Consider the following 26,980-nt stretch of genomic DNA (forward strand, 5'->3'; position numbering starts at 1 on the left):
TCCCAGTGTGGCCGTTCACCCTCTCAGGTCGGCTACGCATCGTCGCCTTGGTGAGCCGTTACCCCACCAACTAGCTAATGCGCCGCAGGCCCATCCGTAAGTGACAGATTGCTCCGCCTTTCCCAAGCTCCCCATGCGAGGAACTTGCGTATCCGGTATTAGCTACCGTTTCCGGTAGTTATCCCAGTCTTACGGGCAGGTTGCCTACGTGTTACTCACCCGTCCGCCGCTAAGTTAAGCAGGAGCAAGCTCCTGATTAACTCCGCTCGACTTGCATGTATTAGGCACGCCGCCAGCGTTCGTCCTGAGCCAGGATCAAACTCTCCAATAAAGTTGAAACTTATTGAATAAGCTGATAGCTCATTTTGAATCTGACGATTAAAATTAATCGTTTAAATATTGACGTGTTCCATTTGTTCAGTTTTCAAAGAACTTGCTTGCGGATTCGGCAACCCCTGAAGTCTTCATCAGTTTTTGTCGAACAGTTATTTATTATACTCAATCAGTCGAACCATGTCAACTTCTTTTTCGACAATCCTGTAAGTGTTTCTACAGGGTGTCGTCCGAAGCGACAAGTAATAATTTATCACGCCGGTAATCTTTTTGCAACATGAAATATTCCCCAATCAGCGGGCGTCCATAGTCAACGAGTCATTAACCCGTTGAAGGGTTCATCGCCTTGGATTCGCGCCTAGCTCGCCGGATTCCCCAGAGGCCAACCCCACAGCAGGTCGCTAGCAAAAATCCTGAGGCTATACGCAGCGTAAGATCATAATCTCCCGTAAATGCACTGAGTCCGGAAGAGCCTGCAACAACGCCCAACGAGAAGAAGGCGTAAAACATGCCGAAGGCTTTCCCTTTGTGCTCCGGTCTGACATAACTAACAAGCAGCGCGTTCAAAGAGGGGAACAATAGCGCAAAACCTAAACCGTAAACCGCCATAACGACGTACATCCCCATTTGTAATCCGGTCAGCGATAGCGCAAAGAGGGATACGATCACGATCCCACCTCCCACAGCACATAAACGCAGAGGGGGAACTCGATCAAACCAGCGATTACTAGGCAGTACGAATAAACTGATGGCGACGACGCCGAATACACTAAGCATCAGTCCCGCAGCTTGATCGGGCAAATCCAACGCTTCCGCTTTTAAGGGAAGACTATACGTGAGCGCCCCCATAGCAAACATTAAAGCAAATGCACCGTAATAAGCCATGGCAGCCGATGGGTTGCGCAGCGTAGCGATAAACACGTGTTTAGCGCGGGAGGATGAAGCGTCTTGCTCACGGGACCGCCCCACGTCCTCACGAATTCTGCCCAGTAGAACCACCCCACCACCCGACAGGAGTAGAGCAGAAGCGGCTATGAATAGCCAATCCAGCCCCGCACTTGCTTTCATAATGCCGGCAAAAGCGGGTCCCAAAATGGCGGCAACCCCCACCGCTGCGCCGGAAAGAGCCATGGACCGGCCCTGATCCCGGTCCGAAGCCACGCGCGATACCATAGTAAATGCACTTGGCACCAATAGACCGCCGGAGAGGCCATGCAGCACACGAACCGTCAAGAGCTCGCCAGGCTGCGAAACCAACGTATATAGCAGAAGGATTCCTGCGGTTGCAAATAGACCGACGAGCAGAACTCTTTTTCCTCCAAACCGATCGATCCAGATTCCAGCCAGCATATTTCCAATCATATTGGTTAGAGAATACATACCTACCGCGAGCCCAATCTGAAAAGGACCTGCCCCAAGGCTCAACGCCAGAGGGCCCATAACCGGCAATTGGATAAATAAATCCATGAAGCAGATGAGGACCAACGTATTTAATAACCACTTTGTTTTCGGCATATCGTTCCCCCATCCCGTATTCTTTGAAGATTATACGATATAACGTTCCCGCCAACACCTAAACATTCGAGGTCAATGATGGCAATCTGACGAAATTTTCAGTGCTCCGTAAAAAAAGAGGGTGAGTTCCCTGCTTGCGCAAGGACTCGCCCTCCTATGAATTAGACGAAACCGTCTGTTATTTATTCGCCCGATTTCCCGGATTCGATAACGATGACACCGCCGGTTCCGGCATCGGAGGATTCACCGCTAGTTCCAGTATCAGCCGCTTCGCCAGAACTCTTCTTGGCCGCTTCGTCCTTCACCGCCTTGTCCAAAAGAACCTGGGCTTCGTCCTGAACGGTTTGCAGCGCTTCATCAATCGACTTCTTCTTCTCTTGGGCAAGCTTCAACTCCCGTTCAAGAACCGGTTGATACTGCATATAAAAATCATTAGGGACTTTCTCATAACTACGATTATCGTTGTTGAGTTTCGGCTTCAGTTTATAGAACGGCTCTAGGTTAACTCCGTTATACTCCTTAACAACCCCCATACGGGACAGCAAACCATTATTCATCGTTCTCGATTTGACTCGGGCGAATTCCTCGCCATTTATGAACTTGATAAATTCCCATGCCGCATCCGCATTCGGCGAGTTTGCCCGTATCGCGAAAATCTCGTTAAAGTTGATGTTTCGGGAGGATTGCGGATCAGCGGGATCCACCGGCCCCGCTGCAACACCAATTTGAAAAGGTTTATAATCTTTGAGTGAATCCTGAGCTTGCTTCAGGTCTTGCAGCATATAGAGGCTCTCTACAGCCATCGCCATCCGGCCCATCACAAAGATCTGACTCTTATAGTATTCTTCCATTGTCCCGCCTTGAAAACCATTGCCTTCAGGGATATATACGGCCTTGGAATCCACCGCGTCCATCGCCAGCTTATAAGTTTGCTTCCATGAATCCGTGTTAATTGTCACCTTCATCGTGTCCGGATTCAAGAACTGCAACCCTTGGGCCGATGCGATCGAGGAGGCAAGATTCTCCATCGACATACCGTATTGCGCTCCAAAGCCATAAACGCGTGTATCCTTATCGCCTTCCGTTGGGAACCGCCGCGCCAGGTCAAGAAGCTCCTGCCAAGTCATCCCATCATGCGGTACTTCAATGCCGTATTTCGCAAACAAATCCGCATTGTAAAAGATGGCGCTCCCATTAAAGTTCGGGGACAGGCCGTAGAGCTTGCCGCCTCCTTTATCCTTTAGCATCTCGATCAACGCCGGATAAATGGTCTCGGTATCGTACTTATCCCGCTCGATCAACGTATCCAGTTCCATCAGCTTTCCATCGGTCACGAATTTATCGTAATTGGACGAGTCCAATAAGATGACGTCCGGCTGCTCCTTCTCAACGAACTCGGAGAAGGCTTTCTCATAGTCGATCTGCTCGCCATTCGAGTTGTTGTAAATGCTGTTTGTGCTAACCACTTCGATATTCACGTTCGGATGACCGATGGCAAACAAATCACCATACTCCTGAAAGAAATACCTTTCGTCCCAATACATAATCTTTAAGCTAGACGTTTGCACCTTCTCCTGTGCAGGGCGGTTAGCACAACCCGCAAACACCATACAGGCCAGTATGACCAACATCCCCTTATGTAACCAGTTCCTCCTCATTACGACCTCCAAATGAATATTTTTTAATGATGACTCTATGAATAGAACGTCCGAGGAGGAGAGATAGTTTCATATTTTGGTAAAAAAAACCGATTCACCGCGGTATCAACCCGTCCGCGGGAATCGGTTCTTCTTAAAGTGACGCAGAGTTAGCTTAAGTTGCCCGGAACGGATTTAGATACCCGGCCGGTTTTGACGTGTGCAGGCTGAGCCGCGGAACGAATGACCTTCATGCCTATCACCTCCTTGTCGGGATGGGTGTACAGAGACAAGAACGCAGCCAAACCGTCAAGATAAGGCTTCCGAAGCCTCCGCTTCCCGTTGTTCTTGCAGCCAAATGGTACGCAGGGTCTTTTTGATCTGGCGCTTCTCATAGGAACAAGGGCGATTCCCCGTCCGCATCCGGTACAGCGGGCAAAGATTCCCTTGGCAGGCAGGCCGGAAGAAGCAAGCCTGGCACTTCTCGTCCGTCTCTTCGCCGGAAGTCGTCCATAACGCCAGCTTGTCATAATCCAGATCCATCGTTCCATCCTCATGAATCCGGCCCAAACGGTTATTGTCTTGCTCCAGCGCTACCGAGCATTTATACAGCATCCCGTCCGATCCGACGATCAAGGAATTCGGCTTGGCCGCATAACAAACTGCACCGGTAGGCAGCAAAATGTCCGAGATAAAGGAACTGACCGTCAGCCCTTCAGCGATCGCCTGCTCGTTAAATGCCCAGATGCTGTGGTCTTTGGTCCGCTCATCGCATACCGGCAGGTTTAGATCATTCTCGCCGCCCATACATCCGACGGGACGGAAATATACCTTAAACCGCGGATCATCGCCAAACAAATCGCGAAGCACCGGAATGAACCGGGCCACGTCCTCCAAATTGCTATTGTCAAAGTTCACGCGCAAATTAATTTCAAACGGCCGATCCACCTGCTTCAGGGACAGCAAGTTATTTACGATCGTCTGATAGGTTTCCCCGCCTCCGTTCAGACCGCGACGGGTATTGTGGGTTTCGCCTTCCCCGTCCAGTGTCACCATAAACCGCTCGACGTGCAAATCCAGCATCTGCTCGAAACGATCCCGCGTCAAATAATAACCGTTGGTCGACATTTCCGCACCGTATACGGCGCCGCTCGCCTCGCAGGCGGCCATGAACGAACGGGATAATCGTTCGATTATATGCGGGACCAACAGCGGCTCACCGCCATGCCAGCTGATCGTAAGCTGCTTCAGGGTACGGGCCCGCTCAGCCATATAAGCCTCTAGACCGCGAAGCACCTCTTCGCGCATCGTGGCTCTAGGGAAAGATTCGTAACAGTAGGTACAGCGGAAATTGCAGGCCTCCGTCACCAACAAAACCAAATGCATCGCATCTTGAGCATGCATTGATTGATGCAGAAACAAAGCGCGCCGCATTTCGTCCGTATCGCTAGGGACAAGGAATCCGTGTTCGATCATCGATTCGTACAGCGGAGGTGCGGGTTCGGGGACAGGCGCGGCTGGGGACAGCCACTCCAAGACCTGATTCCGCTCGGCCGGCGAGCATGCGGCGATCGCCCCGGTGTAGCTGTTATACAGCATCAGGCCGCCGTCATCCGTTTCGCTCTGCGCATTAAAGCGCGAAGGCTTCCACTGTAACGCGTCGTGATTCATGTGTTCTCCATCCTTTTCATGGTCAAATTGAAAACATGCAAATATGAGGACCTTCCGGTCCATCGACCTATGATGGAGAAAATCCCGCCTCCTTGCCATGATCCTCGTCACTTTTCCGGCGGTTGGGCCGCAAAAAAATCCCCGAACGCGCTGGCGGGCATCCGCTTTACGCTTCGGGGATATAAGTAGATTTATCGGTTTAGCTATTTTCGTTCTCGTTCAACAGCCGGATCAATTCGTTCTCGTCTTCAATGACCGGAATGCCAAGCTCCTGCGCTTTGGCTAGTTTGCTGCCGGCCTTCTCTCCGGCGATGACGAGATCGGTCTTCTTCGATACGCTGCCGGTCACCTTGGCGCCCAGCGCCTCAAGCCGTTCCGTCGCTTCGTCGCGGCTCAACTGTTGCAGGGTGCCGGTTAGCACGACCGTCTTTCCGGAGAAGAAGGAATCGGTCACCGGTGCGGCCGGTTTGTCCGGAGCTTTCGGCGAAACTCCCAGCTCCAACATTTTGCGGATACCTGCTTGATAGAACGGATCGGCGAAGAAAGTGACAATACTGTCCGCAACGATCCCGCCAATGTCCGGCAAAGAAGTCAACTCTTCAACGGTTGCGGCCGACACGGCGTCCAGGCTGCCGAAATGATCGGCCAGCACCTTGGTCGTCGATTTGCCGGTGTTCGGAATACCCAGCGCAAACAGGAAAGAAGCGAGATCCCGTCCCTTGCTCTCCGCGATTGCCTGGAGCAGATTGTTCGCCTTCTTCTCGCCAAAGCGCTCCAGCTTGATCAGATCTTCGAACGTCAACGTATACAATTCGGCCGGCTCGCGGAGGTTTAACTCATCGTGGAGCTGCTCGGCGGTTTTTTCGCTGAACGTTTCGATGTCCATGGCGTCCCGGGAAGCGAAATGCGTGATCCGGGCGACGATTTGCGGCTTGCATCCCAGCCGATTGTTACAGAACAGATGGGCGCCGCGCTGTTCCAGCGGCGTGCCGCAGGCCGGGCAAACCTCAGGATACGCGATCTCCTCGCCATCGGGTTCGTCCGGCACCTTGCCGAGGATTTCCGGAATGACGTCGTTGGAACGGCGGATGAACACCCGGGTGCCCAAGGCAAACTTCAGGTTCTTACGTTCAATGTCGCCGATATTGTTCAGCGTACAGTTTTGCACGGTGACACCGGCCAACTCGACTGCCTCGACCTTGGCCAGAGGCGTGATCTTGCCGGTTCGCCCAACGTTCCAAGTGACCGATTCAAGGATCGTCGTCGTCTCTTCGGCTTCAAATTTAAAAGCGACCGCCCAGCGCGGGAATTTATCGGTATAACCGAGCACTTCACGCGTACGCATATCGGTGATTTTGATGACGGCTCCGTCGATCAAGTAATCGAGGGTAGGCCGTTGTTCCACGATTTCATCCAGGGTCTCGATCACTTTGTCAAAGCCGTCGTGATACGTTACATAAGGATTCACCTTGAAACGATTGTCCTTAAGGAAGGCCATCATTTCCCGATGATCCTGAAATTTCAAGTTGTCCGAGTATCCGACATTGTAGAAAAAAGCGCTAAGCTTCCGCTCCGCCGTCGTACGTGGGTTCAGATTGCGCAGGGCACCGGCGGCAGCGTTGCGGGCATTCTTGAGCGGCTCGGCCGCCGTCTCGTTGTATTTGGTCAGTACCGACAAATTCATGATACCCTCGCCTTGGACTTCAATTGTCCCATCCCGGTAAGGAATGGTCAGGGGCACGGATTTGATCGTCTTCACCTGAGGCAGAATCCCCTCGCCCACGACGCCGTTACCGCGGGTAGAAGCCTGAACAAGCTGGCCATCGGTATAGGTCAGGTTCAGCGTTAACCCGTCGAATTTTAACTCGACCACATAAGTAGGATCTGGCAGGGGGGTGTTTGGGTTCTTGCCGTTATAGTCCGCGATCAGCTTAAGCGCCCGGTTGTTCCAATTGAGGAGCTGCTCCTGATTTTGAGCTTTGTCGAGGCTCCACAGCGGGGCCAGATGGCGGTGCGGCTTGAAACCCTCCAGCAGCTCGCCGCCCACGCGTCCTGTCGGCGAATCCGGGAGGGTAATTCCCGTCTGCGCCTCGAGCGCGGTCAACTCATCATACAACCGGTCGTATTCCTTGTCGCTGATGAGGGGCTCATCCAAAGTGTAATAATGATAGTTGTACCGGTTCAACTGCTCGACGAGCTGCTCCATTTGTTGCATCGCATCCATGCAGGGACAACCCTCCTTGGGGTAAGTAGGTTTATGTATGACAACGGAGGAACCCGGCAGGGTTCGCTCCGTGTGGTGGATCGTTTGGGGCAACTGCGGCGTTACTCGGAAAGTGCGCGAATCGCACGGCGTAGACCCGGCGTGCAACACCGCCCCCGACAATAAAGGTATTTTATACCGCTATTTGATGGGAATGCTCTCGTTAGCGAGGAATAAGGGTAAAAAATGGCGTTATCCGAGCCAAACTAAGCTGATGAGTGCCATATCGGCCAAATAAGACCATAATACGGTCTTATTTGGCCGATGGGAACCCGATTCGGTGAAAATAAGGACATAAATTACCCCTATTTACAGCCGACGTAGCCCAATTCAGCCCAGCTATCCTCCAACCTTCCCCGGTTTGGGGCAATTATACCCGGTTATTCGCCGTCGGTCACCTTCGTGATCGGGGCGAAACCGGCCAGCAGTCGCTTGACGCCCACCGGGGCCGGAAAAGCGATCTGCAGCTCCGTGTCGTTGCCGGAGCCTTTGATGGCAACGACCGTGCCCACGCCCCACTTGGCGTGGGCGACTTTGTCCCCGGCGCTGAAATCGCCGGGGGCCGTCTTGGCGGCGGCGGAGGCCGCGCCGCCGGTCACGGTCACGCCGCTCCGCATCGGAGCGGCGGTGCCGCGCCCGGCCGGTCCGCTAGGCGCAGCCGCGGACCGTGCCCCCGGGCCGCCGGCCGCGTCCGTGGCCGGGCGGCCGAAGTTGCCGCCGCCGGCGCCGCTGAAGCCGCGGCCGCTGTAGGCGCCGCCCGCGCCGGCGCCTCGGCCGTAGCGGTCGCGCGGCACGCGGCCGCCGTCCTCCTTCAGTTCCTCGGGGATCTCCTCGAGGAACCGGGACGGCGGATTCGCCGTCGTGCGGCCGAACAACGTGCGCATCTGCGCGCACGAGAGGAACAGCTTCTCCTCGGCGCGGGTGATGCCCACGTACGCCAGGCGGCGCTCTTCCTCCAGTTCCTCGTTGTCGAGGAACGCCCGGCTATGCGGGAAGACCCCTTCCTCCATGCCGATGATGAACACGACCGGGAACTCCAGGCCCTTCGCACTGTGCATCGTCATCAGCACGACCGCATCGTCGTTTGGCTTCTCGGCATCGCCGTTGTCGTTCATGCTATCGATATCCGCGATCAGCGCCAGATCCGTCAGGAAGGAGACCAGCGACTTATCTTCATTATTGTTCTCGAATTCCATCGTGACGGACAGGAACTCGTCGATATTCTCCAACCGCGAGCGGGATTCCAGCGTGTTCTCGTTCTGCAGCTCCAGCCGGTATTGGGTCATCTCCAACAGCTTCTCGGTAAGTTCCGTGACGGAGAGGAACTCTACCATTTTGTGCAGCCCGCTGATCATGTCAAAAAACTCAACCAACGCATTGCGCGTCCGTCCGGCAAATCCCAAATCATCCACGAACTCCAGCACACGGTAAATGGATGTTCCCCGCTGCGCCGCCGCATCCGCCAGCTTGCCCACCGTCGTATCGCCGATGCCCCGCTTTGGAACATTAATGACCCGCGTCAAGCTGATATCATCATCGGGATTGGATAATAGGCGCAGGTAAGCGAGCAGGTCCTTGATCTCTTTGCGATCATAGAACTTGATGCCGCCGACAATCTGGTACGGGATATCCGACTTGATCAGGATTTCCTCGATCACCCGCGACTGCGCGTTGGTCCGGTACAGAATCGCGTGATCGCGGTAGTTGCGTCCGCCTTTGACACTGTTATGAATTTCCGTCGTGACAAAATACCCCTCATCATGCTCCGAATCCGCGCGGTACACCTTGATCTTGTCCCCATCGCCTTTGTCAGTCCAAAGCTTCTTCGGTTTGCGCCCGGTGTTCAACCCAATCACTCCGTTGGCCGCATCCAGAATCGTTGAGGTTGAACGGTAATTCTGCTCCAGCAGAATCGTTTTCGCCTCGGGATAATCCTTCTCGAAGTTCAGGATATTGCTGATGTCCGCCCCGCGCCAGCGATAGATCGACTGGTCGCTGTCCCCAACAACGCAGATGCGGTGGTGCTTATCCGCCAGCATCCGGCACAGCATGTACTGCGCGCGGTTCGTATCCTGGTATTCGTCGACGTGAATGTATTGAAATTTCTTTTGATAAAAATCCAACACGTCCGGCGATCCCTTAAACAGCTCGATCGTCTTCATGATGAGGTCGTCGAAGTCTAAGGAGTTGTTTTGGCGCAGCTTCTTCTGGTACATGGCGTAAATTTTGGCCACGATGCCTTCGAAATAATCGCCGATCTTCTGCTCGTATTGCTGCGGGGTGATCAGTTCATTCTTCGCCGTGCTAATTGCCGCTTGAACCGCTTTCGGCTCGAATTTCTTCGTATCGATGTTCTGTTCCTTCATGCAGTTCCGAATCACGGACAGCTGATCTGTTGAATCCAGGATGGAGAAGTTGGAGGTGAACCCGATCCGCTCGATATCCCGCCGCAGAATCCGCACGCACATCGAGTGGAACGTGGATACCCAAATATCCCGTCCCTCCGAACCGCCCACCAGCCGGGATACCCGGTCCTGCATTTCGCGTGCGGCCTTGTTCGTAAAGGTGATCGCCAGGATCCCCCACGGCGGCGCTTTGCGGGTCGCGATCAGGTAGGCGATGCGGTGCGTCAGCACGCGCGTCTTGCCGCTGCCTGCGCCGGCCATGATCAGGAGTGGCCCTTCGGTCGCCTCTACGGCTTGTCTTTGCTGCGGATTCAGGCGGCTTACCGCCTCTTGTATGTTCACAGGTTGCATCAAACTTGCTCCTTCCTTATTAAAAACCATCTCTTCGTCCTTGCCAAAACGACTAACGGACTCCAGAGCCGTTATTCACTCATTTCCCGAGGTTTTCCCGATGTAACGGACTCAGACGACGCTATTTCACCCCAACCGAGTCGGGAGGGTCCATATTTCAGACAAATAAGGTCTTCTCAGTCCGGTAGCTGTTAGGGGGCTCGTTGTTCCGAGAGATAACGTCCCTGGTGTCCGTTATAACCAAAACCTCTCCGCGAAGATGGCGGTGGTGTTTGTTCCGCCACCCCTTCATCGCTTCTAGTGCTTGACTGCTTCCTTCACCGCCGCCACTGTCTCCAGCGCCCGATCCAGATCGCTGTATACCACGTTGCCAACGACCACCGTATCGCTCACGGCAGCCGCCCGGCGTGCGGTTTCGGCATCCGCAATCCCGCCACCATAAAACAAACGCGCTTGATCCAACGTTCGCCGCACGTCCGAGATCAGCTCAAAATCCCCGACCTGACCGCTGTACTCCAGGTAGACGATCGGCAGTTGCAGCAAGCGGTCGGCCACCTGGGCATATGCCCGTGCCGTTGCCGCCTCCAACGGGCCTTGCGCCGCCGTCACTTTGGCTACGGTCGCCTCCGGATTCAGCACCAGATATCCTTCCGGCACCAGCAGTTCCCAAGGAATCAGGTACCCGTATTGCTCGATTGCCCGAGCATGTTGACCGAGGATCCAGTCCGGGTGACCCGCGTTCAGCACGATCGGAATCATATATAGGTCAAACCCCGGCACGACCGCTTCTAGATCGGAGATTTCCAGCACGCAAGGCACCTCAAAACGGCGCACCCGGGATAACAACTCAACCGTATTCTCATAGGTCACTCCGCTCGATCCGCCGATCATGATCGCATCCGTCCCGGACAGGCAAACCGCCTCCAGCTTCGAGTCATCCAGGTCACGGTCCGGATCCAGCTTAAACACATGCCGCAAGGCAGGTATCATCTGCTTCAACTTCCATTCCTCCAACGGCAATTTCGGCAGATGGACCGCGAAAAACGGGGCTTGCTGCTTCGCCCCGCTCTCCCTTGTCCATCCGATATAAAGTCATAAAGACGACTAAATTTCCAGTTCAGTTTTCTCTGTTTCTAGTCTATGTTACCCGGGGTACCCTGTCAATGTTCGCGTCGGATGCGAACACAAAAAAAGATACGTTTTCATCGGACAAAAACGTATCTTTTCAATAAAGAGAACAATCCCGTATTTTCTGCCAAATCCGCTTCCGTCAAAAAGTCGGTGTAAAACCCGTAGGCGCCCATCTTTTTAAACTTGGCGAGGGTCTCTGGATCATTGATCGTATGGATGTAGGAGGGAACGCCAACCCGGCTTAACTCCTTGATCAAGCCCGCATTTGCCCGGGTGTCGGACATCGTGATGGCGGCGAGTTCTTTCTCCTGGGCAAAGGCCACCACATCCTCATCGGTCTCATGCGTCTGGTATAACGTAAAGATAACCGAATCAAACGGGTAGATTCGCTCGACTGGTTCCCACATCGCCCGGTTGTAAATTTGCGGCACCACGCGATCCAATAGCTCCGGATTCCTCGCCAACGCCTCATCGACGATCTGCGTAAAGATCCGCTGGATTTCTTCCGGAGTAGACTGCTTCGTGTCCGTGACGATATACGCATCCGGATACTGTTCCATCAGCTCCAAGACATCGATCCAATCCAGCGGCTCGTAGGTGCCCTGGATTTTCGCCGCTTTAAACTCGGCCTGGGAAAGGACCGCCCCCTGTCGCTCCGTCGCCAGTTGATCCTGCTGGCCGAGCTGTCGCGTAAAGCTCTGGCCCCACTCATGTCGCGCCACCAATCTGCCATCGTTACTAAGCAGCAGATCAACTTCGAAAACGCGAAGGCCTTTTTCATAGTTGGCGAGGAAGGCATCGTAACTATTCGTATACGTAATTCCCTCGATCCCGCCCATGGCGTGGGCCACCATCCGATGGGCCTTAAAGCCCTGCTCTTCCGTCTTCGGCGACTCCGGTAACCAGCTCAGCGCCAGCAACGAGATGCCCATGAGGAGCAGGAGGTTGTAGAGAAGTTTGTTTTTCATAAGAAAATAATCCTATTCTATCGGAGTTCCAGCGATAAATGTCGTTTATTGTCAAAAGTCATTATAGCATATCTCGTAGATTTATCGAGTCGCCGGTAGATTCAGGGAATACGGTTGACGAATGCACCTATTTTCTTTATGGTCATTCTATGCAAAACACCCTGGAGGACAAAATGGAGAGAAAAGCAAAACTCGAAGAGATCGAAGCGCTTCGCGGCGTGGCCTTCTTGGCAGTCGTGTTGCAGCATGCCATCGGTGGATTGTTCGCTCAACCCGGTTTGTCGTCGTTATCCGTCAGCTTGGGGACGACCTTCTTGGGGTTGATTCGGTTTGCCGTACCGCTTTTTGTGTTTATCACCGGCGTGGTGTTGTTTTACAATTACGACCGATCTTTTCAATATGGATGTTTCTTAAAAAAAAGAGGACAGCAGGTCGTCCTACCTTATCTGTTCTGGACGCTCTTCTACTATGCGTGGTTGAGCGTTCGCAGTGGAGGCGCCATCATCGGCGATTGGGGAGACCTCCTTCATGTACTGGAGCTGGCTTTTACGGGTAAAGCCTCGTATCACTTGTGGTTTATGGTTATGATTATCCCGTTTTATCTGCTGTTTCCTGTCTTCCGCCTGCTTCTGGCCGGCAAGCGACCGGCTTCTGTCAATCTGGCGGTAGCCATCGGGTTTCTGGCAGCCAATCTGTTTCTGGTTTATGCCCTGTCAAAAGGGTACTTTCAATCGAATCAACCGATTCTGCAGACTCTCTACCGCTACCTGGACCGAAACTTCCTGTTCTGGACGTTTTATTTCGTACTTGGCGGATTGGCCGGCTTGTATTATGAACGCTGGAAAAAAGCGATGCAGTCGCTCTGGGGCATCAGCCTTGCGATGACCATCCTCTTTCTTATTTACATTGGGACGAAAATCTGGGGGATCAACCAAGGCGCAGCAGCCGGGGACTACTTAACCAGCTCATATGTAACAGGACCCCTCAAGCCCCTGATGATAGCAGCTACTCTCGCCATGCTTCCAGTGCTGTTCTATACAATCCAGCGCTTGACCTCCAAGCCGACGAAGACGGGATTCGTGCTAACCGTCATCGGAAAATACTCCTTTGGCGCCTATTTGGTCCACGCTTTTATTTTGCGATATACGAACCTTCTAGCGCTGAATGTTCTCGGAAACCTTGGCGTTTACATCCAGACCTTAATATCGTTTATCCTCTGCGCCTGCATCAGCGTCGGGTTGGGCATCGGTTTCCGAAGAATCCGAAATCGTTGGCGGAAGGCGCGGGTTGGTGTGGATCGTGGAATAGCGGGGTGAAGGAAGATAAAAAAACGGTCTCACTATGTGGAGGACCGTTTTTTTGCTGCCGATCGAAATTGGCTGCCTACAAAAAAAGGACTAGCCCTGGCCAGCCTTTAATTCTAACAAAAACGCCTTCAACCCCTCACGCCAAGGGCGTAAATCTTCCAACCCTTCCACACGGATGGCCAAATGATCCAACACCGAATTGCGCGGACGAGGGGCCGGACGCGGAAAGTCTTCGGTCGTACAGGGCTTTACTTGTACCGGGTAATCCCCACCGAGGACCTGAGCCGCCTCCTCAAAAATCGCCTGAGCAAATTCATACCAGGTGCATTCCCCTAAATTACTGGCGTGGAATATCCCATATTTCTCCGTTTGGATCAGTCGCAACAGAAACTCAGCTAAGTCCACCGTATAAGTAGGAGAGCCTTTTTGGTCATTTACTACGGTAAGAACTGGCTGCTCTTGGCCTAGCTTTAGCATCGTTTTAACGAAATTTTGCCCATGAAGTCCATACACCCAGGAGGTTCGTACAATAAAGAACGTAGAAGACAAGCTTTGAACTAGGACTTCTCCTGCTCGTTTCGACTTCCCGTAGACACTATGAGGGTTCGTGTTATCGTATTCCTGATAAGGAGAATTAGCGGTTCCATCGAATACGTAGTCTGTACTAATGTAGCAAAACTTTGCCTTCACCCGTTCTGAAGCCAGAACCATGTTCCGCGTCCCCACAGCATTCACTGCATAAGCTCCGGCACTATCGCTTTCCGCCTGATCGACTGCCGTATACGCTGCGCAGTGAATGACCGCTTCTGGCTTAAACTCCTGCGCACATTTCAGGCACGCCGCGTAATCGGTAATATCCAACGAATCTCGATCACTCGGCAATACTAGATGCCCTGCTTTCTCCAAAAGTCTCACGACATCTTTGCCCAACTGGCCTCCGGCACCGGTTACGAGCACCCTCATGAGGGCTCCCCCAAGTGATATCCGCGAGGGTCGGCATTATACTTCCGGTAATCACCTGTTTGAATTCGGGTCCACCATTCTTTGTTGTCCAAGTACCAGCGAATCGTCTCCTGAATTCCGGTTTCGAAGGAGTGCTTCGGTTTCCAGCCTAGCTCTGTCATGGTCTTCGTAGGATCGATCCCGTATCGACGATCATGTCCTAGGCGATCCTGCACCAACGTGATCAACGATTCCGGCTTCCCGAGTTGTTTCAATATCGTACGCACGATCTCCAAGTTGGTCCGCTCGTTGTTGCCGCCGATATTATAGATTTCTCCGTTGCGCCCTTGGTGGATGACCAAATCAATCGCACTACAGTGATCTTCAACGTAAAGCCAGTCACGGACGTTCAACCCGTCTCCGTAAACTGGAAGCTCCTCCCCCACCAACGCTTTTGAAATCATTAAGGGGATTAACTTTTCCGGAAATTGATAAGGACCATAGTTGTTGGAGCACCTCGTAATATTGACCGGGAGACCAAAGGTTTCATGGTATGCCCGTACCAACAGATCGCCTCCAGCCTTGCTGGCTGAATAGGGACTGTTGGGCGCAAGCGGCGTCTCTTCGGTAAACAACCCCGTCTCACCCAGCGAGCCGTAGACCTCGTCCGTCGAAATCTGCACGTATTTGGTAAGGTTGTATTTTCTGGCGGCGTCCAGCAGGACCTGGGTTCCCAGCACGTTGGTTTTGACGAACACATCCGGTTCCGCAATGCTGCGATCCACATGCGACTCGGCAGCAAAGTTGACGATAACGTCAATGCCTTCTTCGCGAATCAGATCGTCCATTTGGATCGCATCCGTAATATCGGCTTGGACAAAGGTATAGTTCGGATGGTTCTCCACCGTTTGGAGATTTTCCAAGTTCCCCGCATAGGTCAAAGCATCCACATTCACCACGCGATAATCCGGATGACGCTTCAGCATATACCTTATAAAATTGCTGCCGATGAATCCGGCACCGCCGGTTACTAGAAGTTTCATGAAAGGAATCCTCCTAATCGAATTTCAATTCTGCTTCCGCGAATGTCGGATGCCTCCGGTCTTTCTCCGAAAGCAACGGCTCACTTACCGGCCAGTCGATGCTTAATGCCGGATCATTCCATAATATGCCGCGGTCGCATTCAGGCGAGTAGTATTCGTCCACTTTATAGAAAACTTGGGTATTTGGCACAAGAGTGCAGAAGCCGTGCGCAAAGCCTTTTGGCACTAACAACTGGCGTTTGTTGTGTTCGCTAAGAATAACCCCCACCCATTGGCCATAAGTCGGCGAACTTCGGCGAAGATCTAAAATGACATCATAAATAGCTCCGGTTAGTACACGAATTAGCTTCGTTTGAGCCTTTGGATACAATTGATAGTGCATCCCGCGCAAAACACCTGGTTCGGCTGAAAGGGATTGATTGTCCTGGACAAAGTCTATGGTCATCCCAAGCTTCTTCATTACGGAGTCATTATAACTTTCCATAAAAAAACCCCGGTGATCCCCATGAACCACCGGTTCCAGCAATGCCGCTCCTTGCAACTTAAGCGGACTCATTCTCATGCACTAGCTCCCTCCCAGTCTATCGTTTGAGTTTGCCAAACTCTTCACCGAACACTAAATCTTTGGCAAGTTCATTGGCTCGAGCCAAAGATTCATGCGTTCCTGCATCTGTCCACCATCCTTGAAGTATGTCATAGGTAAGCTCTCCACGTTCAATATATGCATTATTTACATCTGTGATTTCCAATTCTCCGCGGGCAGACGGCTTTAAATCCCGAATAATCTCAAATACATGATGATCGAACATATAAATTCCTGTCACGGCATAATCAGACTTAGGATCCTTGGGTTTCTCTTCAATAGAGACGATTCTCTCCCCATCAAGTTCAGGCACCCCGAACCTAGTAGGGTCCGGGACCTTCTGAATCACGATTTTCGCCCCAGCCTGCTGATGTTTAAAGTGATTAACATATGGCGTAATGTCATCTGCAAATACATTATCCCCAAGAATAACGACCATTTGGTCGTTACCCACAAATTTTTCTGCCAAGCCCAGTGCTTGCGCGATTCCACCGGCTTCATCCTGAACTTTATAGGTTAACGAAACCCCCATTTCACTACCACTGCCGAGCAAGCTCACAACATCGCCCATATGCTCTTTACCCGTAACTAACAAGATATCCGTGAGCCCTGCTTTTTTCAGCTTATAGACAGCATGAAAAACCATGGGGTACTTACCCACAGGTAGAAGATGTTTGTTGGTAACTTTGGTTAAGGGAAAGAGGCGGGAGCCTGTCCCACCTGCTAGAATAATTGCTTTCATCGCCTATCCTCTTCCTACAAATGTTAGTTTTTTTGCAAAGTATGATACATAGTTTCCCATAATTACATTATGGCATTGATTCCGGTAGCTAGCTAGTACTTTGCTTCCTAAATTAGCTCGAATTCACTCGACCGATGCCACGAACCGCGAGATTGCCCGTTGGTATCTGGCTGCCTTGCAGAAAACCGGTGCTAGCGATCAGGCCGTATATGACCGTTTGCTGCAAGTCGATCCATCCGAGAGGGATTCGATTGAGCAATTAGCTAACCTAACGTTTTAATCAAAAAACCGGTCTCTCCCAAAGGAGAGGCCGGTTTTTAGTTCAAGCTATCCAAAATAATTTCCGACATATATTTGAGCAGTTGGTCACGAAGCTCGGGGTTCTCGAGGGCATAATGGATCGATGTCTTAATGAAGCCTAGTTTCTCGCCAACGTCATGACGAGTGCCTTCGAAGTGATAGGCTAATACCCGTTCCTTTTCACCTAGGCGCGATATGGCGTCGGTCAACTGGATTTCCCCGTTGACGCCGATGCGTTGATTTTCCAGGATATCGAAAATAGCCGGCGTTAAAATGTAACGACCCATAATAGCCAGGTTGGACGGTGCTTTGCCGACTTCCGGTTTCTCCACCAACTGCTTTGCCTGGTAAACGCGGTCCCGAATCCCCTCGGGATCAACGATCCCGTATCGGGATACTTCATCCCAGCCCACCGGTTGAACCCCTACGATGGAAGCTTGTTGTTCGTCATACACCTCGATCATTTGCTTCAGGCATGGCTTGCCGGATTCAACGATATCATCGCCGAGCAGCACCGCAAACGGCTCATCGCCGATAAACTTTCGCGCGCACCAAATGGCGTGACCGAGACCCTTGGGTTCTTTTTGCCGTATATAATGGATGTCCGCCATTTCCGAGGATTTGCGCACCTCTTCCAGCAGCTGATATTTCCCTTTTTCGTTCAGATTGTATTCCAGTTCAAAAGAGGTGTCGAAATGGTCCTCGATCGCCCGTTTGCCTTTCCCCGTCACGATAATGATATCCTCGATGCCGGAAGCGACCGCTTCCTCCACGATATATTGAATCGTCGGCTTGTCGACGATCGGCAGCATCTCTTTGGGCATCGCCTTCGTTGCTGGCAGGAAACGCGTCCCTAGCCCGGCCGCGGGGATGATCGCTTTGCGGATTTTCATGAAAGCATGACTCCCTCGTTCCAAGAATAATTTCACTGGTTCATTATACCATATCCCTGCCGGTGGTTAGCAAAAAGGACCCCGAGGTTCACCCCCGAAGTCCGACTGAAGTTATAGGTAAGTTAACAACGATTTAGTACATCGGATTTATTGGATCCAGAATTTCCGCCATGTGAAGCGCTGAGGAAGTTTTTCCTCGTTGCGGATCCGATTACCCGGTTCTGGCGTGTGCAGGAAACGTTCGGTGCCGAACTCGATTCTACGATATTCTTGTTCGCCGCCGAGTTCCAGCCGTCCTTGTACACGGGTCACGACCGACTGCATCTCGAGGAATCCTTCAAACATCACTTTCACCCTCCTAAAAGTTTGTGAGCGAAGCTAGAAACGGGTGTTTTCGTCGATATCCCTTGCACTAACAAACCCGCTTAGCGCCTCATTTGTTTACGCTTTCATTATAGCATATCAGCGATTTTTTGATAACCGATAAAGATCGGTTATCGCCCCTATCCTTAACGAGTTCACAAACCTTCCACAAGTTGTATTTGATAGGAAAACAGGTGTCTTTATGAGGTGTAGTCGTCCTTCTGGGGAGGACATTTGTAAGCGGGTTTTGTTCTTTATAAAGAAGGGGATGGGCGGGGCATTGGGAGGATGGTGTGGTAACGGACCTGAGGGACGTTATTTGCTTAAAGTATGGGGCTGCGGATTTGTAACGGACCCCAGAGACCTTATTTGACACGATATGGACTGAAATTCAACCTTTTGTACTGAATAAGGTCATCTGGGTCCGTTAGGATGGGAAATGTCCGGGAAATCGACGAATAGCGTCGATACGGTCCGTTAGAAGTGGGGTACGATGGCGGTGACGGTCATTGCATTGCACACAATGCAAAAAAGAAGCCCCCACGGCAAAACCACTGCCGTTAGGGCTCCCTTCGTCCTTATTTCACTAACTGTCCGCGCGTAACGCCGAGCTGGTTGGTCGCTTTGAGCGTTTTCCAGACCTGCGTGCCGCTGATTTCTCCGCGAAGCGCCTTGTTGTAGAGGTCGATGACCTCGTGCACCTGCTCCGGCGTTTCCTCGAGGAATTCGACGCGGTATTTCGCTACGCCGAGCTCGAGAAAATGGCTCAGGTACTCCGCGCCCGACTGCTCGATGGCATTGTACACCGTGTTGCGGCAGCCTTCGTCTACGCGGACGGGATGCGACATGCCGATCCGGTCCTGCAAGGAAGCGCGATGCTCCTCGCATGGCCGCCCGCAGTTAGTGTAGTCAGTCCCTTCGCTGAGGAAGGTACAGTACACGCAGTGCTCGGTGTGGAACATCGGCAGATGCTGGTGGATGACAACCTCCATGTCAGCCGTAGGGCTGACCCGGAGCAGATCGACCATCTGTTGGATGTTCAGGTCGTAGGACGGCGTCACCACGTCGCAGCCGACCTCCAGGAACAGCTCGGCCGTCTTGTGATTGGCGATGTTCAGCGAGAAATCGCCAATCAATTGCGGATGCACGGCCGAAGGGTTCTCTTGCCGGTGGCGCAAGTAGTAATACAGCGCCCCGGTGTTGCGCACCAGCACCGCGTCGGGCTGGAGGCGCAGGATGTTGTTGTGGTAGCCGTTTTCGCCCGGCATGTGGATGCGCGGCGTCGCCAGCGCAATCCAGGCTCCGGCTGCGCGAACGGCGTCCACCGCTGCCGGGAACTGCTTGATAAACTCGAAGTCGGCGTAGATGTGTGATACGCCGGCTTCCAGTGCAGCCTGCACCTGCGGCAGGCTGCGGCACAACGCGGCGAGCTGCGCCTCGCCGCGCTTCACAGGCGCTGCGGGCCCGCGGCCCTGCGCCTGCTGCGCCGAAGACGCCCCGCCCGTGGCAGGGGCGTCAACCCCCGCCGCCGCCCGTGCCCATACGGGCGGCTTCGGCCGCTCGGCGGCGAGCAGCTCCACCGCCCGCCGGCGGATGCTGTTCAGCTCTCGCATCGGCAGGATCACGTCGCCATAGAGCTCCGCATCTAGCTTCTCGAGCTGGAACACCGTGCCGCCGAGACGCCCGAACTGCTCTTCGAGCAGAGCGGCGTCCATCGGCCGTTTTTGCGCGACCTCGAGCTCAAGCTCCGAGTCGACTTGCACCATCGTCCCCTTCTGCACATCGGTCCAGAAGGTCGAGAGCAGCCCGCCGGCGTGGCCCACCGCTCGCACCTGCACCGGGAAGACGCGGTACGGCTTCTCGGTCTCGTACGTCTGGCGCAGCCGTTTGTCGAGCGCCGGATCATTGGTCTTCCAGATCCGGTCGCCGACATGCACACGGCGCAAGTCGACGTCATTCCGGCCTGGCACGATATCGACGATCCAGCCTTCCCCGGCTTCACCCTCCTGCTTCACGCCTTGACGGCGCAGGTCGTAGACGCGTCCACCTTCTTCTTTTTGCGTCGGATCCCCGGCATCAAAGACGATCCCGTCCCCGCGTTTTAATGGGGCATCCAGCTTGCAAACCACACCGTCGCGCAGCACTTTCTCTACGCGGCCCAGGTACACGCCCCGGCTTTTCGGGAACGTTCCATCCAGCAGCTTCTTATTATTTGTCCCCTCCAGGAAGCCATGCGTGAAGCCGCGCGAGAAGCTTTGCTGCAGCTCACGGATCTCTTCCTTCGACGGACGGGTATCATCCCCGTCAAAATAACGGTCAATCGCCTTGCGATATTTGCTCACCACGTTAGCGACGTACTCCGGACTTTTCATCCGGCCTTCGATTTTAAAAGACGTCACCCCCGCCTCAATCAGCTCCGGCATGATGTCGATCGCCGCCAAATCCTTCGGCGACAACAGGTAGGCTACATCGCCCATCGGCTTCTGTTCCCCGTCGACCATCAGGTCGTACGGCAAGCGACAAGCCTGCGCACATTCGCCGCGGTTCGCCGAGCGCCCGCCCCACATCTCCGACGTCAAACATTGACCCGAATAGGACACGCACAGCGCCCCATGCACAAATACCTCCATCGGCAGCTTGGCTTGCTCCCCGATCACCTTGATTTGCTTGAGGTTATTTTCCCGCCCCAGCACCACGCGTTCCATATTCCAAGGCTTCACGAACTCCACCGCTTCCGGAGAGGTGATCGTCATCTGCGTCGAGCCATGAATCGGAAAATCCGGCGACAATTCACGAATCAGCTTCACTAGCCCCAGATCCTGCACAATGACCGCATCCACGCCACCGTTAATGCACGCCTCGATCAGTTCCTGCGCATCCCGCAGCTCATCTTCAAATACGAGAATGTTGAACGTCAGGAAACCTTTGACCCCATAACTGTGTAGAAACGCCATGATTTCCGGCAACTCGTCCATGCGAAAATTATTCGCCCGCGCCCGGGCATTAAACTTCTCCACGCCAAAAAAGATCGCGTCCGCCCCGTTCGCCACCGCCGCCCGCATGCAATCCCAATCGCCAGCCGGCGCCAACAGCTCAACATCCTGCCGCGTTAACGTTGTTTTGCTCATATATGTCCTCCCAAGCCAGCTTCAGCCAGCGTCTATTCTACTTGATTCGGAAATTTCAAAATTAAAGTGTCAACCAACTTATATATTCTAGCAGACATTGCCCGTGCACTCTAGCTTTTCCATCCATTCGCAAGGAAAAACATGGGGTAACCTCATTCTCACTGTCCTCAAGCCCTCTTACGCTTCTTTCCGCGATTATCCCTTTCGTTCAGGAGGGGCCTAACATTCAATTTTCGAGTCGTCCATGACCTGATGCAACGGGATAATCGTCAAAAGGGTTGGAACAGCTAGCCTGCCTGTCAAAAAAAGAAGCCGACCAGACCCACAAAGGTCCCATCGGCTTCTCCATGCATTATTTGCCCAGCTGTCCCCGCGAAGTCTGAATGATCTCCGCCGCCTGGCGGATGATTTCGTCGAGCGATGCCTCGTCCGTTGCATCGTAATCATCGATGTTCAGTCTTAGCACCGGACAAGCATTGAACTCGTTGATCCAGTTCGCGTACCGTTCATGCATATGCTCCCAGTAGGAGACATCGGTTTGAATCTCCATTTCCCGGCCTCGCAACTGGATCCGGTTCAGGATGGACGTCAGATTCCCTTCCAGGTAGATCAACACATCCGGATGCGGAAAATACGGCGTCATCACCATCGCCTCAAACAAACTGGTATACGTTTCGTAATCCGTCTTCGACATCGTGCCTTGATCGGCGTGCATTTTGGCAAAAATTCCGGTATCCTCATAGATCGAACGGTCCTGAACATATCCGCCGCCCGCTTCGACGATCGCTTTTTGCTCTTTAAACCGCTCCGCCAGAAAATAAATTTGCAGATGGAAGCTCCATCGCTCGAAATCGTGGTAGAACTTCTCCAGATACGGATTGGTATCGACCTTTTCCAGCGAGGTGCGAAAGCCGAGTCGGGAGGCCAGCGCGGTGGTCAACGTGGATTTGCCGACGCCGACGGTACCCGCTACCGTAATCAGAGCGTCCTGGGGGATGCGAAATTCATGATTCATCTCTATAAGTGCTCCTTTATTTTGGCAACGATCTGCTCGAAATGCTCCGGATGTTCAACAAAATCCAGCTCATTTCCGTCAATCGTAATAATGACCGTATCCGGTTCCTGCGTTCGAAGCTGCGTAATCGCCGTTTCATAATCCTCAATCAACCGCTCCAGATAACCTGGATCGATGTCCTGCTCAAAGCCGCGCCCGCGTTTTTCAATTCTTTTCAGCAAGGTGGCCAGCTCCGTTTGGATGTACACAATCACATTCGGTTTGGGAAGATCGTCGGTCAGAAGATGATAAATCTGCCGGTATTTTTCCCGTTTGTCCCCATGCAGCGTGCGTTGAGCAAAAATCCAGTTTTTATAAATATGATAGTCCGACACGACCGGCAAACCCCGGGACACGTAATTTTGCACCGTATCCTCCAATTGCTTGTACCGGTTGCACAAAAAGAACATTTCCAGCTGGAAGGCCCATTCCTCAATATTTTGATAGAACTTGTCCAGGAACGGGTTCTCATCCACGATCTCCTTCAACAGGGGATAATCAAACCGCTCGGCGAGCATCGTAGCTAGCGTGGTTTTTCCGGCTCCGATGGCGCCTTCCACGGCGATAAACGGGCATGGCTTCTTCACTTGATGGTCCTCCCACATCTCTCTTGCCTGAAAAAATAGACTTAAACATTGTAACATAGAACCGGCTTCATGGCCTTTTCATTTTTTGATGATAACGGTGGATCTGCGACGATTCGAAATAAGGGATAAACAGGTATTTTTAACTTTTTTTACAGGAATTTCTGGAATTGTGCCGAATTACTGAAAGGATCAGCTTAGTCGTTGGGAGGTAAACCGATGAGAAGAAGAGGTATCGTTCGAGCATTGGATGAATTGGGGCGAATCGTATTGCCCATTGAATGGAGAAGAGTATTGGAAATCGAGGAGAAGGACCCCATGGAGTTCTTTATTGACCCCGAATCCCGATGGATCATGATTCGTAAATATCAGTCGCAGATCTGTATGTTCTGCCAGACGATGGATAACCTAATCTATTTCCATGAGAAGTTTATTTGTTCCTCTTGTATTCAGAACCTTCGGCTTCAGGCTGCCTTAGAGCTCAGCCCCTCACCTTTTACACCGGGAACAGAGGAAGTGGCGGTAGCAGCTACCACCCCCACAAAGGACGTCGCATCAGGTCAATCCAACGACACCCCTCCTTTAAGGAGACGAGGCCGCAGACGTAGTAATGCCTATGAACTGTTGCTAGAAGCCATTCGCACCCATCCCAACTACACCCAAACCGAATGGGCTGGATTGATTGGCATCTCCCAAAGCCGGGTAAGTCAACTTCTCCAAGAAATAAGGGAATCCGAAAAAAACTCCTCCCCCATCAAGGGAAGGAGTAAATAATGCGATAGGCGGGGTTAGTGCGTCACCAGCGGCCGAAAATCATCTCGGCTCGACAGATCCGCATGATAAAATACTACATCCCCGTCTTTCAGCGCGTAGCGGCGCCCGTAAGGGTCCATCACGCTCCGCGCAAAACCTTCCATCCCGGCCCACTGGTTCATCAGCGGCGCACGGATGTATTGGAGATACGGCTTCCCGGTATCCCCGTTCCGAACGGTTTCGATGTTGAAGTTAACGACGATATAACCTTTTTTCAAAAAGATCGCCGAGCGATCCGTCAGCCCCCCATGCGTCCGTCCGTACTCAGCCACGTTCGTGCCTGCCGGAACGGCGTACAATTCGGCCGGAAGGCTGTATTCACCGTACCATCTTTGTACTGCGGCATTCACCCGCGCCGGATCTACGGCGAAGGGAATCCCCGTCTTCGGACCGATCAGTGTGCGTACCCCCGCCGGTAAACGCAGCAGGCTGAAGCTGCCTACCGGCGTTTTTTGCATCGAAGGCTTGTGGATAAACCACTGCACGAATTGACTGCGACCGATCCCGCCCACTTGGTCAAACGTATAGTTGTGATCGTATTGATAGAGCGCCGTATCCGTCAACTCCTCGACAGGCACGTTTCTTAGCCGCTCGTTCAAAATCACGTACCGCTGCACCTGGTCCGATGCCGAACCGATCCGCACGTAACTTTGGCTCCCGGTATGGTAATACAAATCAACGGGCTGCCGCGTTCCACTCGCCGCATCAATGAAATCAAATGAAGGAGTAATCGCGATTTGATCTAAAGGGCTAAACATATTCCCTTTCGTTTTGAGGTCGAATTTGAAATGGTACCCCGTTTTAATGACGGCGTTTTTGTACAGCGGGTGGCTCCCCGGGCGAATCGGCAACGTGTATTGCGTTGGATTGCCTCTTGGCGCCCCATCGATTCCGTTTAACCCAACCCAGTAAGAAGCTCCCGTTGGCGTTCGACTTCCGGTTGCTGTCCGAAACACGCCTTCCCAATTGTAATCGGCGATATCGGTTACCTGAAAATCATATACCCGCCCGATCACGTCAACCGGCACTGTGCCGTAGGCAATGTGATGGCTGAGGTTCAAGTTGGCATTGGTTTGCTCCGTGGCTCCGGGCGGCGCGTTATGCGCTATGCTGCGAAACTCCACGGCATAAAACCCTTCATCCACCCAAACAGGCAGGTAGAAGGCAAATTGCTCCCGAGACTTGTCTACTTCAATCCAGATGTTTTTCGGATAAAACGCCGCTTTCGTCCCTTCATACACATCAAACGGGAAGCGAACCTGCTTGCTGTCGATGTATTTCAGATAATCCCGGTTTCCATACCCTAAATCATTCGTATGCTGACCGCTGTTGGGCATCATGACCGTAAAAGGCCGGTCCAAAATAATCGCCGACCGTCCTGCCGCCGGAGTCGTCTTCTGATTATGAGCCCGATCGTCGGAAACGCCGGGGTACATGACCACGGGTGTATGTACGGTAACGCTGTTGATGCCGTAGATGGGGAAGCTTTTGTCAGATCCGCCATTGATATTGCCGCTCATGAGCCCATAATAAATCGTCCCGGTGCTCGGCTGATCCGCTTTGTTCGTCTTGCTGGTGGGAATGACATGTCCCGGACTGTACAGCACGTTGTTGGAGATTTGCGTTGCCGTGGGGATCTGCGCCGGGCGTTGTCCAGCACGTTCCGTCTGGGAGCCGTTCATTACCGCACTTCCGTTGAAGGTGAGGCTGTCGTTTTTAACCTTGACCTCATCAACGGCGTCCTCAGCATAGGAATTCAGGTTTTCTCCGCTGACGTCCGGTTTCGTCTTCCCGCCCGACCTGCTTCCGGACGGCGCTTCTACCGTGCTCGGCGGCGATGGCGGAGTATATCCGCTGGATTTCGATGTAGCGTAGCTTGGCGGCGAGTACCCGCTGGGTGTAATCCGAATGCCGTTTCCTTCAAACGCATAGTTTTGCAGCGCTGCCTCGTTGATTTTGTAAACCTCCAGGTTATCAATAACCCAGAAGGAATACTTTCGCTCGATCGTATACGACTTCGTCACCGTTTCGCTGGCCGACTGCGGATCAGGTTCGGTGTGCTTATTCCCCTTCTCGTCCGTGACTTCCTTCCCGGGATCCCAGGTCAGTTCATACGTACGGTTCACCGTAATATCAAAGCTGCACGTCCCGCTCATTTCCACGAATTTATTTTTGGATATGTAACTTTTCGCAAGTACGTTTCCATACAAACTCTCCGTCGTCGGAATCCCATCCAACACATTAAACCTCTCACTCCCCCGGCTGTCCGCCTGTATGACCGCGCTGACAGAGGGATCATTCAGCGGAACGTCGATGGAGTTGCCACTGGGGGCGGGGGAGGTGCATTGGCTGGTAGGGTTACCCGGATCTCCGCCAGGCGGCGATCCCTGCTTATCATAATAGTAGTAGACGTAATAAGTTGAGAAGTTCCCCTCATACTTGAACCCTTGCGGGTCCCCCTCATCCTCCGTTGGGCCTCCCTCCGGTTCTTTATCAATCCTCTTTTGATAGCCCTTGTAGGTATAGTTTGGTGGAGGGGGATCCAGATGTTCGGCTTGAAAAGGCTGCTTCATAACGAGTTTATGCGTTTCATTCTTAAAGCCATCAACCCCGTCCAGCGGCGACCCAGTGGTGGTGAAGTATTTGATTACAGCTTGTCCTTCCTCCGGTTCTAAAGTGAACTCGAAAAGAATCGGGAAGTAGTAGCGGTAGGCTTTAACGCCTGCTCCAAATTCGCCAGGGCTGTGTTCTAGGGCTATTACATCGTATATTACAGATGAATAAAGTCGACCTGTAACACCCAAACGAAAAGATATATCGCTCGTCCCTTTCCCAGTTATCCCCTCTGCTGCTCCAACTGAAATGACCTGAGAGAAAAAGTTTTCTAAGTCGTTTAGATTACCAGCTCTTGAGTTCGCGAAATACTCAATATGCTTCGGATTACTTGGCAAAAA

General features: G+C 52.8%; 21 protein-coding genes and 1 rRNA gene. 4 read left to right on the plus strand and 18 right to left on the minus strand.

What is annotated here, in order from left to right:
• The 5 genes from KJS42_RS04665 to ligA all read right to left on the minus strand — a co-directional run.
• Positions 1-331, minus strand: a 16S ribosomal RNA gene (locus KJS42_RS04665); the annotation flags it as partial.
• Positions 332-654: 323 nt separating this feature from the next.
• Complete coding sequence (locus tag KJS42_RS04670; RefSeq protein WP_213622128.1) at positions 655-1,848, minus strand: MFS transporter; 1,194 nt, start codon at positions 1,846-1,848, stop codon at positions 655-657.
• A gap of 182 nt (positions 1,849-2,030) precedes the next feature.
• The gene (locus tag KJS42_RS04675; RefSeq protein WP_213622129.1) at positions 2,031-3,506 is read right to left on the minus strand and encodes an ABC transporter substrate-binding protein; all 1,476 of its coding nucleotides are present in this window, start codon (positions 3,504-3,506) and stop codon (positions 2,031-2,033) included.
• A gap of 288 nt (positions 3,507-3,794) precedes the next feature.
• Positions 3,795-5,156 carry a radical SAM/SPASM domain-containing protein gene (locus tag KJS42_RS04680; RefSeq protein ID WP_213622130.1) on the minus strand — a complete coding sequence of 454 codons (1,362 nt, stop codon included), beginning with the start codon at positions 5,154-5,156 and terminating at the stop codon, positions 3,795-3,797.
• Between the two features lie 199 nt (positions 5,157-5,355).
• Entirely contained in the window at positions 5,356-7,380 is a 2,025-nt protein-coding gene (gene ligA, locus KJS42_RS04685; RefSeq protein WP_213622131.1) for an NAD-dependent DNA ligase LigA, read from the minus strand.
• A gap of 37 nt (positions 7,381-7,417) precedes the next feature.
• Here ligA and KJS42_RS04690 point away from each other — a divergent pair, with 37 nt between their 5' ends.
• Positions 7,418-7,657: a hypothetical protein gene (locus KJS42_RS04690; protein ID WP_213622132.1), complete on the plus strand. Its 240-nt coding sequence runs from the start codon at positions 7,418-7,420 to the stop codon at positions 7,655-7,657.
• Positions 7,658-7,799: 142 nt separating this feature from the next.
• On the opposite strand, the gene pcrA is transcribed toward KJS42_RS04690, so the two are convergent.
• The 3 genes from pcrA to KJS42_RS04705 form a co-directional block, all read right to left on the minus strand.
• Positions 7,800-10,175 (minus strand): DNA helicase PcrA, encoded by a 2,376-nt coding sequence (gene pcrA / locus KJS42_RS04695; RefSeq protein WP_213622133.1) that lies wholly within the window; start codon positions 10,173-10,175, stop codon positions 7,800-7,802.
• 297 nt (positions 10,176-10,472) lie between these two features.
• Entirely contained in the window at positions 10,473-11,174 is a 702-nt protein-coding gene (gene pcrB / locus KJS42_RS04700) for a heptaprenylglyceryl phosphate synthase (RefSeq protein ID WP_213622134.1), read from the minus strand.
• A gap of 203 nt (positions 11,175-11,377) precedes the next feature.
• Positions 11,378-12,274 (minus strand): phosphatidylinositol-specific phospholipase C/glycerophosphodiester phosphodiesterase family protein, encoded by an 897-nt coding sequence (locus KJS42_RS04705; protein ID WP_213622135.1) that lies wholly within the window; start codon positions 12,272-12,274, stop codon positions 11,378-11,380.
• Between the two features lie 173 nt (positions 12,275-12,447).
• On the opposite strand from KJS42_RS04705, the gene KJS42_RS04710 reads away from it, so the two are divergent.
• The gene (locus KJS42_RS04710) at positions 12,448-13,590 is read left to right on the plus strand and encodes an acyltransferase (RefSeq protein ID WP_213622136.1); all 1,143 of its coding nucleotides are present in this window, start codon (positions 12,448-12,450) and stop codon (positions 13,588-13,590) included.
• Positions 13,591-13,671: 81 nt separating this feature from the next.
• Here KJS42_RS04710 and rfbD read toward each other — a convergent pair whose 3' ends face one another.
• From rfbD to KJS42_RS04730, 4 genes are read right to left on the minus strand one after another with little or no spacing between them, the layout of a single operon-like run.
• Complete coding sequence (gene rfbD / locus KJS42_RS04715; protein WP_213622137.1) at positions 13,672-14,544, minus strand: dTDP-4-dehydrorhamnose reductase; 873 nt, start codon at positions 14,542-14,544, stop codon at positions 13,672-13,674.
• On the minus strand, positions 14,541-15,566 hold the full coding sequence (gene rfbB / locus KJS42_RS04720) for a dTDP-glucose 4,6-dehydratase (RefSeq protein WP_213622138.1): 1,026 nt from the start codon (positions 15,564-15,566) through the stop codon (positions 14,541-14,543). The genes rfbD and rfbB overlap by 4 nt, the downstream gene beginning before the upstream one ends.
• Positions 15,567-15,579: 13 nt before the next feature.
• Entirely contained in the window at positions 15,580-16,128 is a 549-nt protein-coding gene (rfbC, locus tag KJS42_RS04725; protein ID WP_213622139.1) for a dTDP-4-dehydrorhamnose 3,5-epimerase, read from the minus strand.
• Positions 16,129-16,147: 19 nt separating this feature from the next.
• Positions 16,148-16,891 (minus strand): sugar phosphate nucleotidyltransferase, encoded by a 744-nt coding sequence (locus KJS42_RS04730; protein ID WP_213622140.1) that lies wholly within the window; start codon positions 16,889-16,891, stop codon positions 16,148-16,150.
• A gap of 100 nt (positions 16,892-16,991) precedes the next feature.
• Here KJS42_RS04730 and KJS42_RS04735 point away from each other — a divergent pair, with 100 nt between their 5' ends.
• The gene (locus tag KJS42_RS04735; RefSeq protein WP_213622539.1) at positions 16,992-17,171 is read left to right on the plus strand and encodes a hypothetical protein; all 180 of its coding nucleotides are present in this window, start codon (positions 16,992-16,994) and stop codon (positions 17,169-17,171) included.
• A gap of 37 nt (positions 17,172-17,208) precedes the next feature.
• Here KJS42_RS04735 and galU read toward each other — a convergent pair whose 3' ends face one another.
• The 5 genes from galU to KJS42_RS04760 all read right to left on the minus strand — a co-directional run bounded on the left by galU (position 17,209) and on the right by KJS42_RS04760 (position 23,216).
• Positions 17,209-18,084, minus strand: a complete 876-nt coding sequence (gene galU / locus KJS42_RS04740; RefSeq protein ID WP_213622141.1) for a UTP--glucose-1-phosphate uridylyltransferase GalU — start codon at positions 18,082-18,084, stop codon at positions 17,209-17,211.
• 147 nt (positions 18,085-18,231) lie between these two features.
• Positions 18,232-18,429, minus strand: a complete 198-nt coding sequence (locus tag KJS42_RS04745; protein ID WP_155608181.1) for a hypothetical protein — start codon at positions 18,427-18,429, stop codon at positions 18,232-18,234.
• 596 nt (positions 18,430-19,025) lie between these two features.
• The gene (locus KJS42_RS04750; RefSeq protein WP_213622142.1) at positions 19,026-21,575 is read right to left on the minus strand and encodes a U32 family peptidase; all 2,550 of its coding nucleotides are present in this window, start codon (positions 21,573-21,575) and stop codon (positions 19,026-19,028) included.
• A gap of 352 nt (positions 21,576-21,927) precedes the next feature.
• Positions 21,928-22,590, minus strand: a complete 663-nt coding sequence (locus KJS42_RS04755) for a deoxynucleoside kinase (RefSeq protein WP_213622143.1) — start codon at positions 22,588-22,590, stop codon at positions 21,928-21,930.
• Between the two features lie 2 nt (positions 22,591-22,592).
• A complete protein-coding gene (locus KJS42_RS04760; RefSeq protein ID WP_244868382.1) occupies positions 22,593-23,216 on the minus strand; it encodes a deoxynucleoside kinase in 624 nt (207 codons plus the stop codon).
• 216 nt (positions 23,217-23,432) lie between these two features.
• Between KJS42_RS04760 and KJS42_RS04765 the strand changes: the two genes are divergently transcribed.
• Positions 23,433-23,987 carry an AbrB/MazE/SpoVT family DNA-binding domain-containing protein gene (locus KJS42_RS04765; RefSeq protein ID WP_213622144.1) on the plus strand — a complete coding sequence of 185 codons (555 nt, stop codon included), beginning with the start codon at positions 23,433-23,435 and terminating at the stop codon, positions 23,985-23,987.
• 14 nt (positions 23,988-24,001) lie between these two features.
• Here the strand turns inward: KJS42_RS04765 and KJS42_RS04770 are convergent, their stop codons facing one another.
• Positions 24,002-26,599 carry a DUF5704 domain-containing protein gene (locus KJS42_RS04770; RefSeq protein ID WP_244868383.1) on the minus strand — a complete coding sequence of 866 codons (2,598 nt, stop codon included), beginning with the start codon at positions 26,597-26,599 and terminating at the stop codon, positions 24,002-24,004.
• Positions 26,600-26,980 lie beyond the last annotated feature (381 nt).

Origin of the sequence: Paenibacillus sp. J53TS2 (genome assembly GCF_018403305.1) — a bacterium.
GTDB lineage: Bacteria > Bacillota > Bacilli > Paenibacillales > Paenibacillaceae > Fontibacillus > Fontibacillus rhizolycopersici.

What these genes read in the sequence shown, in the direction of transcription:
- KJS42_RS04670 (WP_213622128.1), bottom strand. Translation starts at nt 1,848, where the DNA reads ATGCCGAAAACAAAGTGGTTATTAAATACGTTGGTCCTCATCTGCTTC.
- KJS42_RS04675 (WP_213622129.1), bottom strand. Translation starts at nt 3,506, where the DNA reads ATGAGGAGGAACTGGTTACATAAGGGGATGTTGGTCATACTGGCCTGT.
- KJS42_RS04680 (WP_213622130.1), bottom strand. Translation starts at nt 5,156, where the DNA reads ATGAATCACGACGCGTTACAGTGGAAGCCTTCGCGCTTTAATGCGCAG.
- ligA (WP_213622131.1), bottom strand. Translation starts at nt 7,380, where the DNA reads ATGGATGCGATGCAACAAATGGAGCAGCTCGTCGAGCAGTTGAACCGG.
- KJS42_RS04690 (WP_213622132.1), top strand. Translation starts at nt 7,418, where the DNA reads ATGACAACGGAGGAACCCGGCAGGGTTCGCTCCGTGTGGTGGATCGTT.
- pcrA (WP_213622133.1), bottom strand. Translation starts at nt 10,175, where the DNA reads ATGCAACCTGTGAACATACAAGAGGCGGTAAGCCGCCTGAATCCGCAG.
- KJS42_RS04705 (WP_213622135.1), bottom strand. Translation starts at nt 12,274, where the DNA reads ATGAAAAACAAACTTCTCTACAACCTCCTGCTCCTCATGGGCATCTCG.
- KJS42_RS04710 (WP_213622136.1), top strand. Translation starts at nt 12,448, where the DNA reads ATGGAGAGAAAAGCAAAACTCGAAGAGATCGAAGCGCTTCGCGGCGTG.
- rfbD (WP_213622137.1), bottom strand. Translation starts at nt 14,544, where the DNA reads ATGAGGGTGCTCGTAACCGGTGCCGGAGGCCAGTTGGGCAAAGATGTC.
- rfbB (WP_213622138.1), bottom strand. Translation starts at nt 15,566, where the DNA reads ATGAAACTTCTAGTAACCGGCGGTGCCGGATTCATCGGCAGCAATTTT.
- rfbC (WP_213622139.1), bottom strand. Translation starts at nt 16,128, where the DNA reads ATGAGAATGAGTCCGCTTAAGTTGCAAGGAGCGGCATTGCTGGAACCG.
- KJS42_RS04730 (WP_213622140.1), bottom strand. Translation starts at nt 16,891, where the DNA reads ATGAAAGCAATTATTCTAGCAGGTGGGACAGGCTCCCGCCTCTTTCCC.
- galU (WP_213622141.1), bottom strand. Translation starts at nt 18,084, where the DNA reads ATGAAAATCCGCAAAGCGATCATCCCCGCGGCCGGGCTAGGGACGCGT.
- KJS42_RS04745 (WP_155608181.1), bottom strand. Translation starts at nt 18,429, where the DNA reads ATGTTTGAAGGATTCCTCGAGATGCAGTCGGTCGTGACCCGTGTACAA.
- KJS42_RS04750 (WP_213622142.1), bottom strand. Translation starts at nt 21,575, where the DNA reads ATGAGCAAAACAACGTTAACGCGGCAGGATGTTGAGCTGTTGGCGCCG.
- KJS42_RS04755 (WP_213622143.1), bottom strand. Translation starts at nt 22,590, where the DNA reads ATGAATCATGAATTTCGCATCCCCCAGGACGCTCTGATTACGGTAGCG.
- KJS42_RS04765 (WP_213622144.1), top strand. Translation starts at nt 23,433, where the DNA reads ATGAGAAGAAGAGGTATCGTTCGAGCATTGGATGAATTGGGGCGAATC.
- KJS42_RS04770 (WP_244868383.1), bottom strand. Translation starts at nt 26,599, where the DNA reads ATGAAGCAGCCTTTTCAAGCCGAACATCTGGATCCCCCTCCACCAAAC.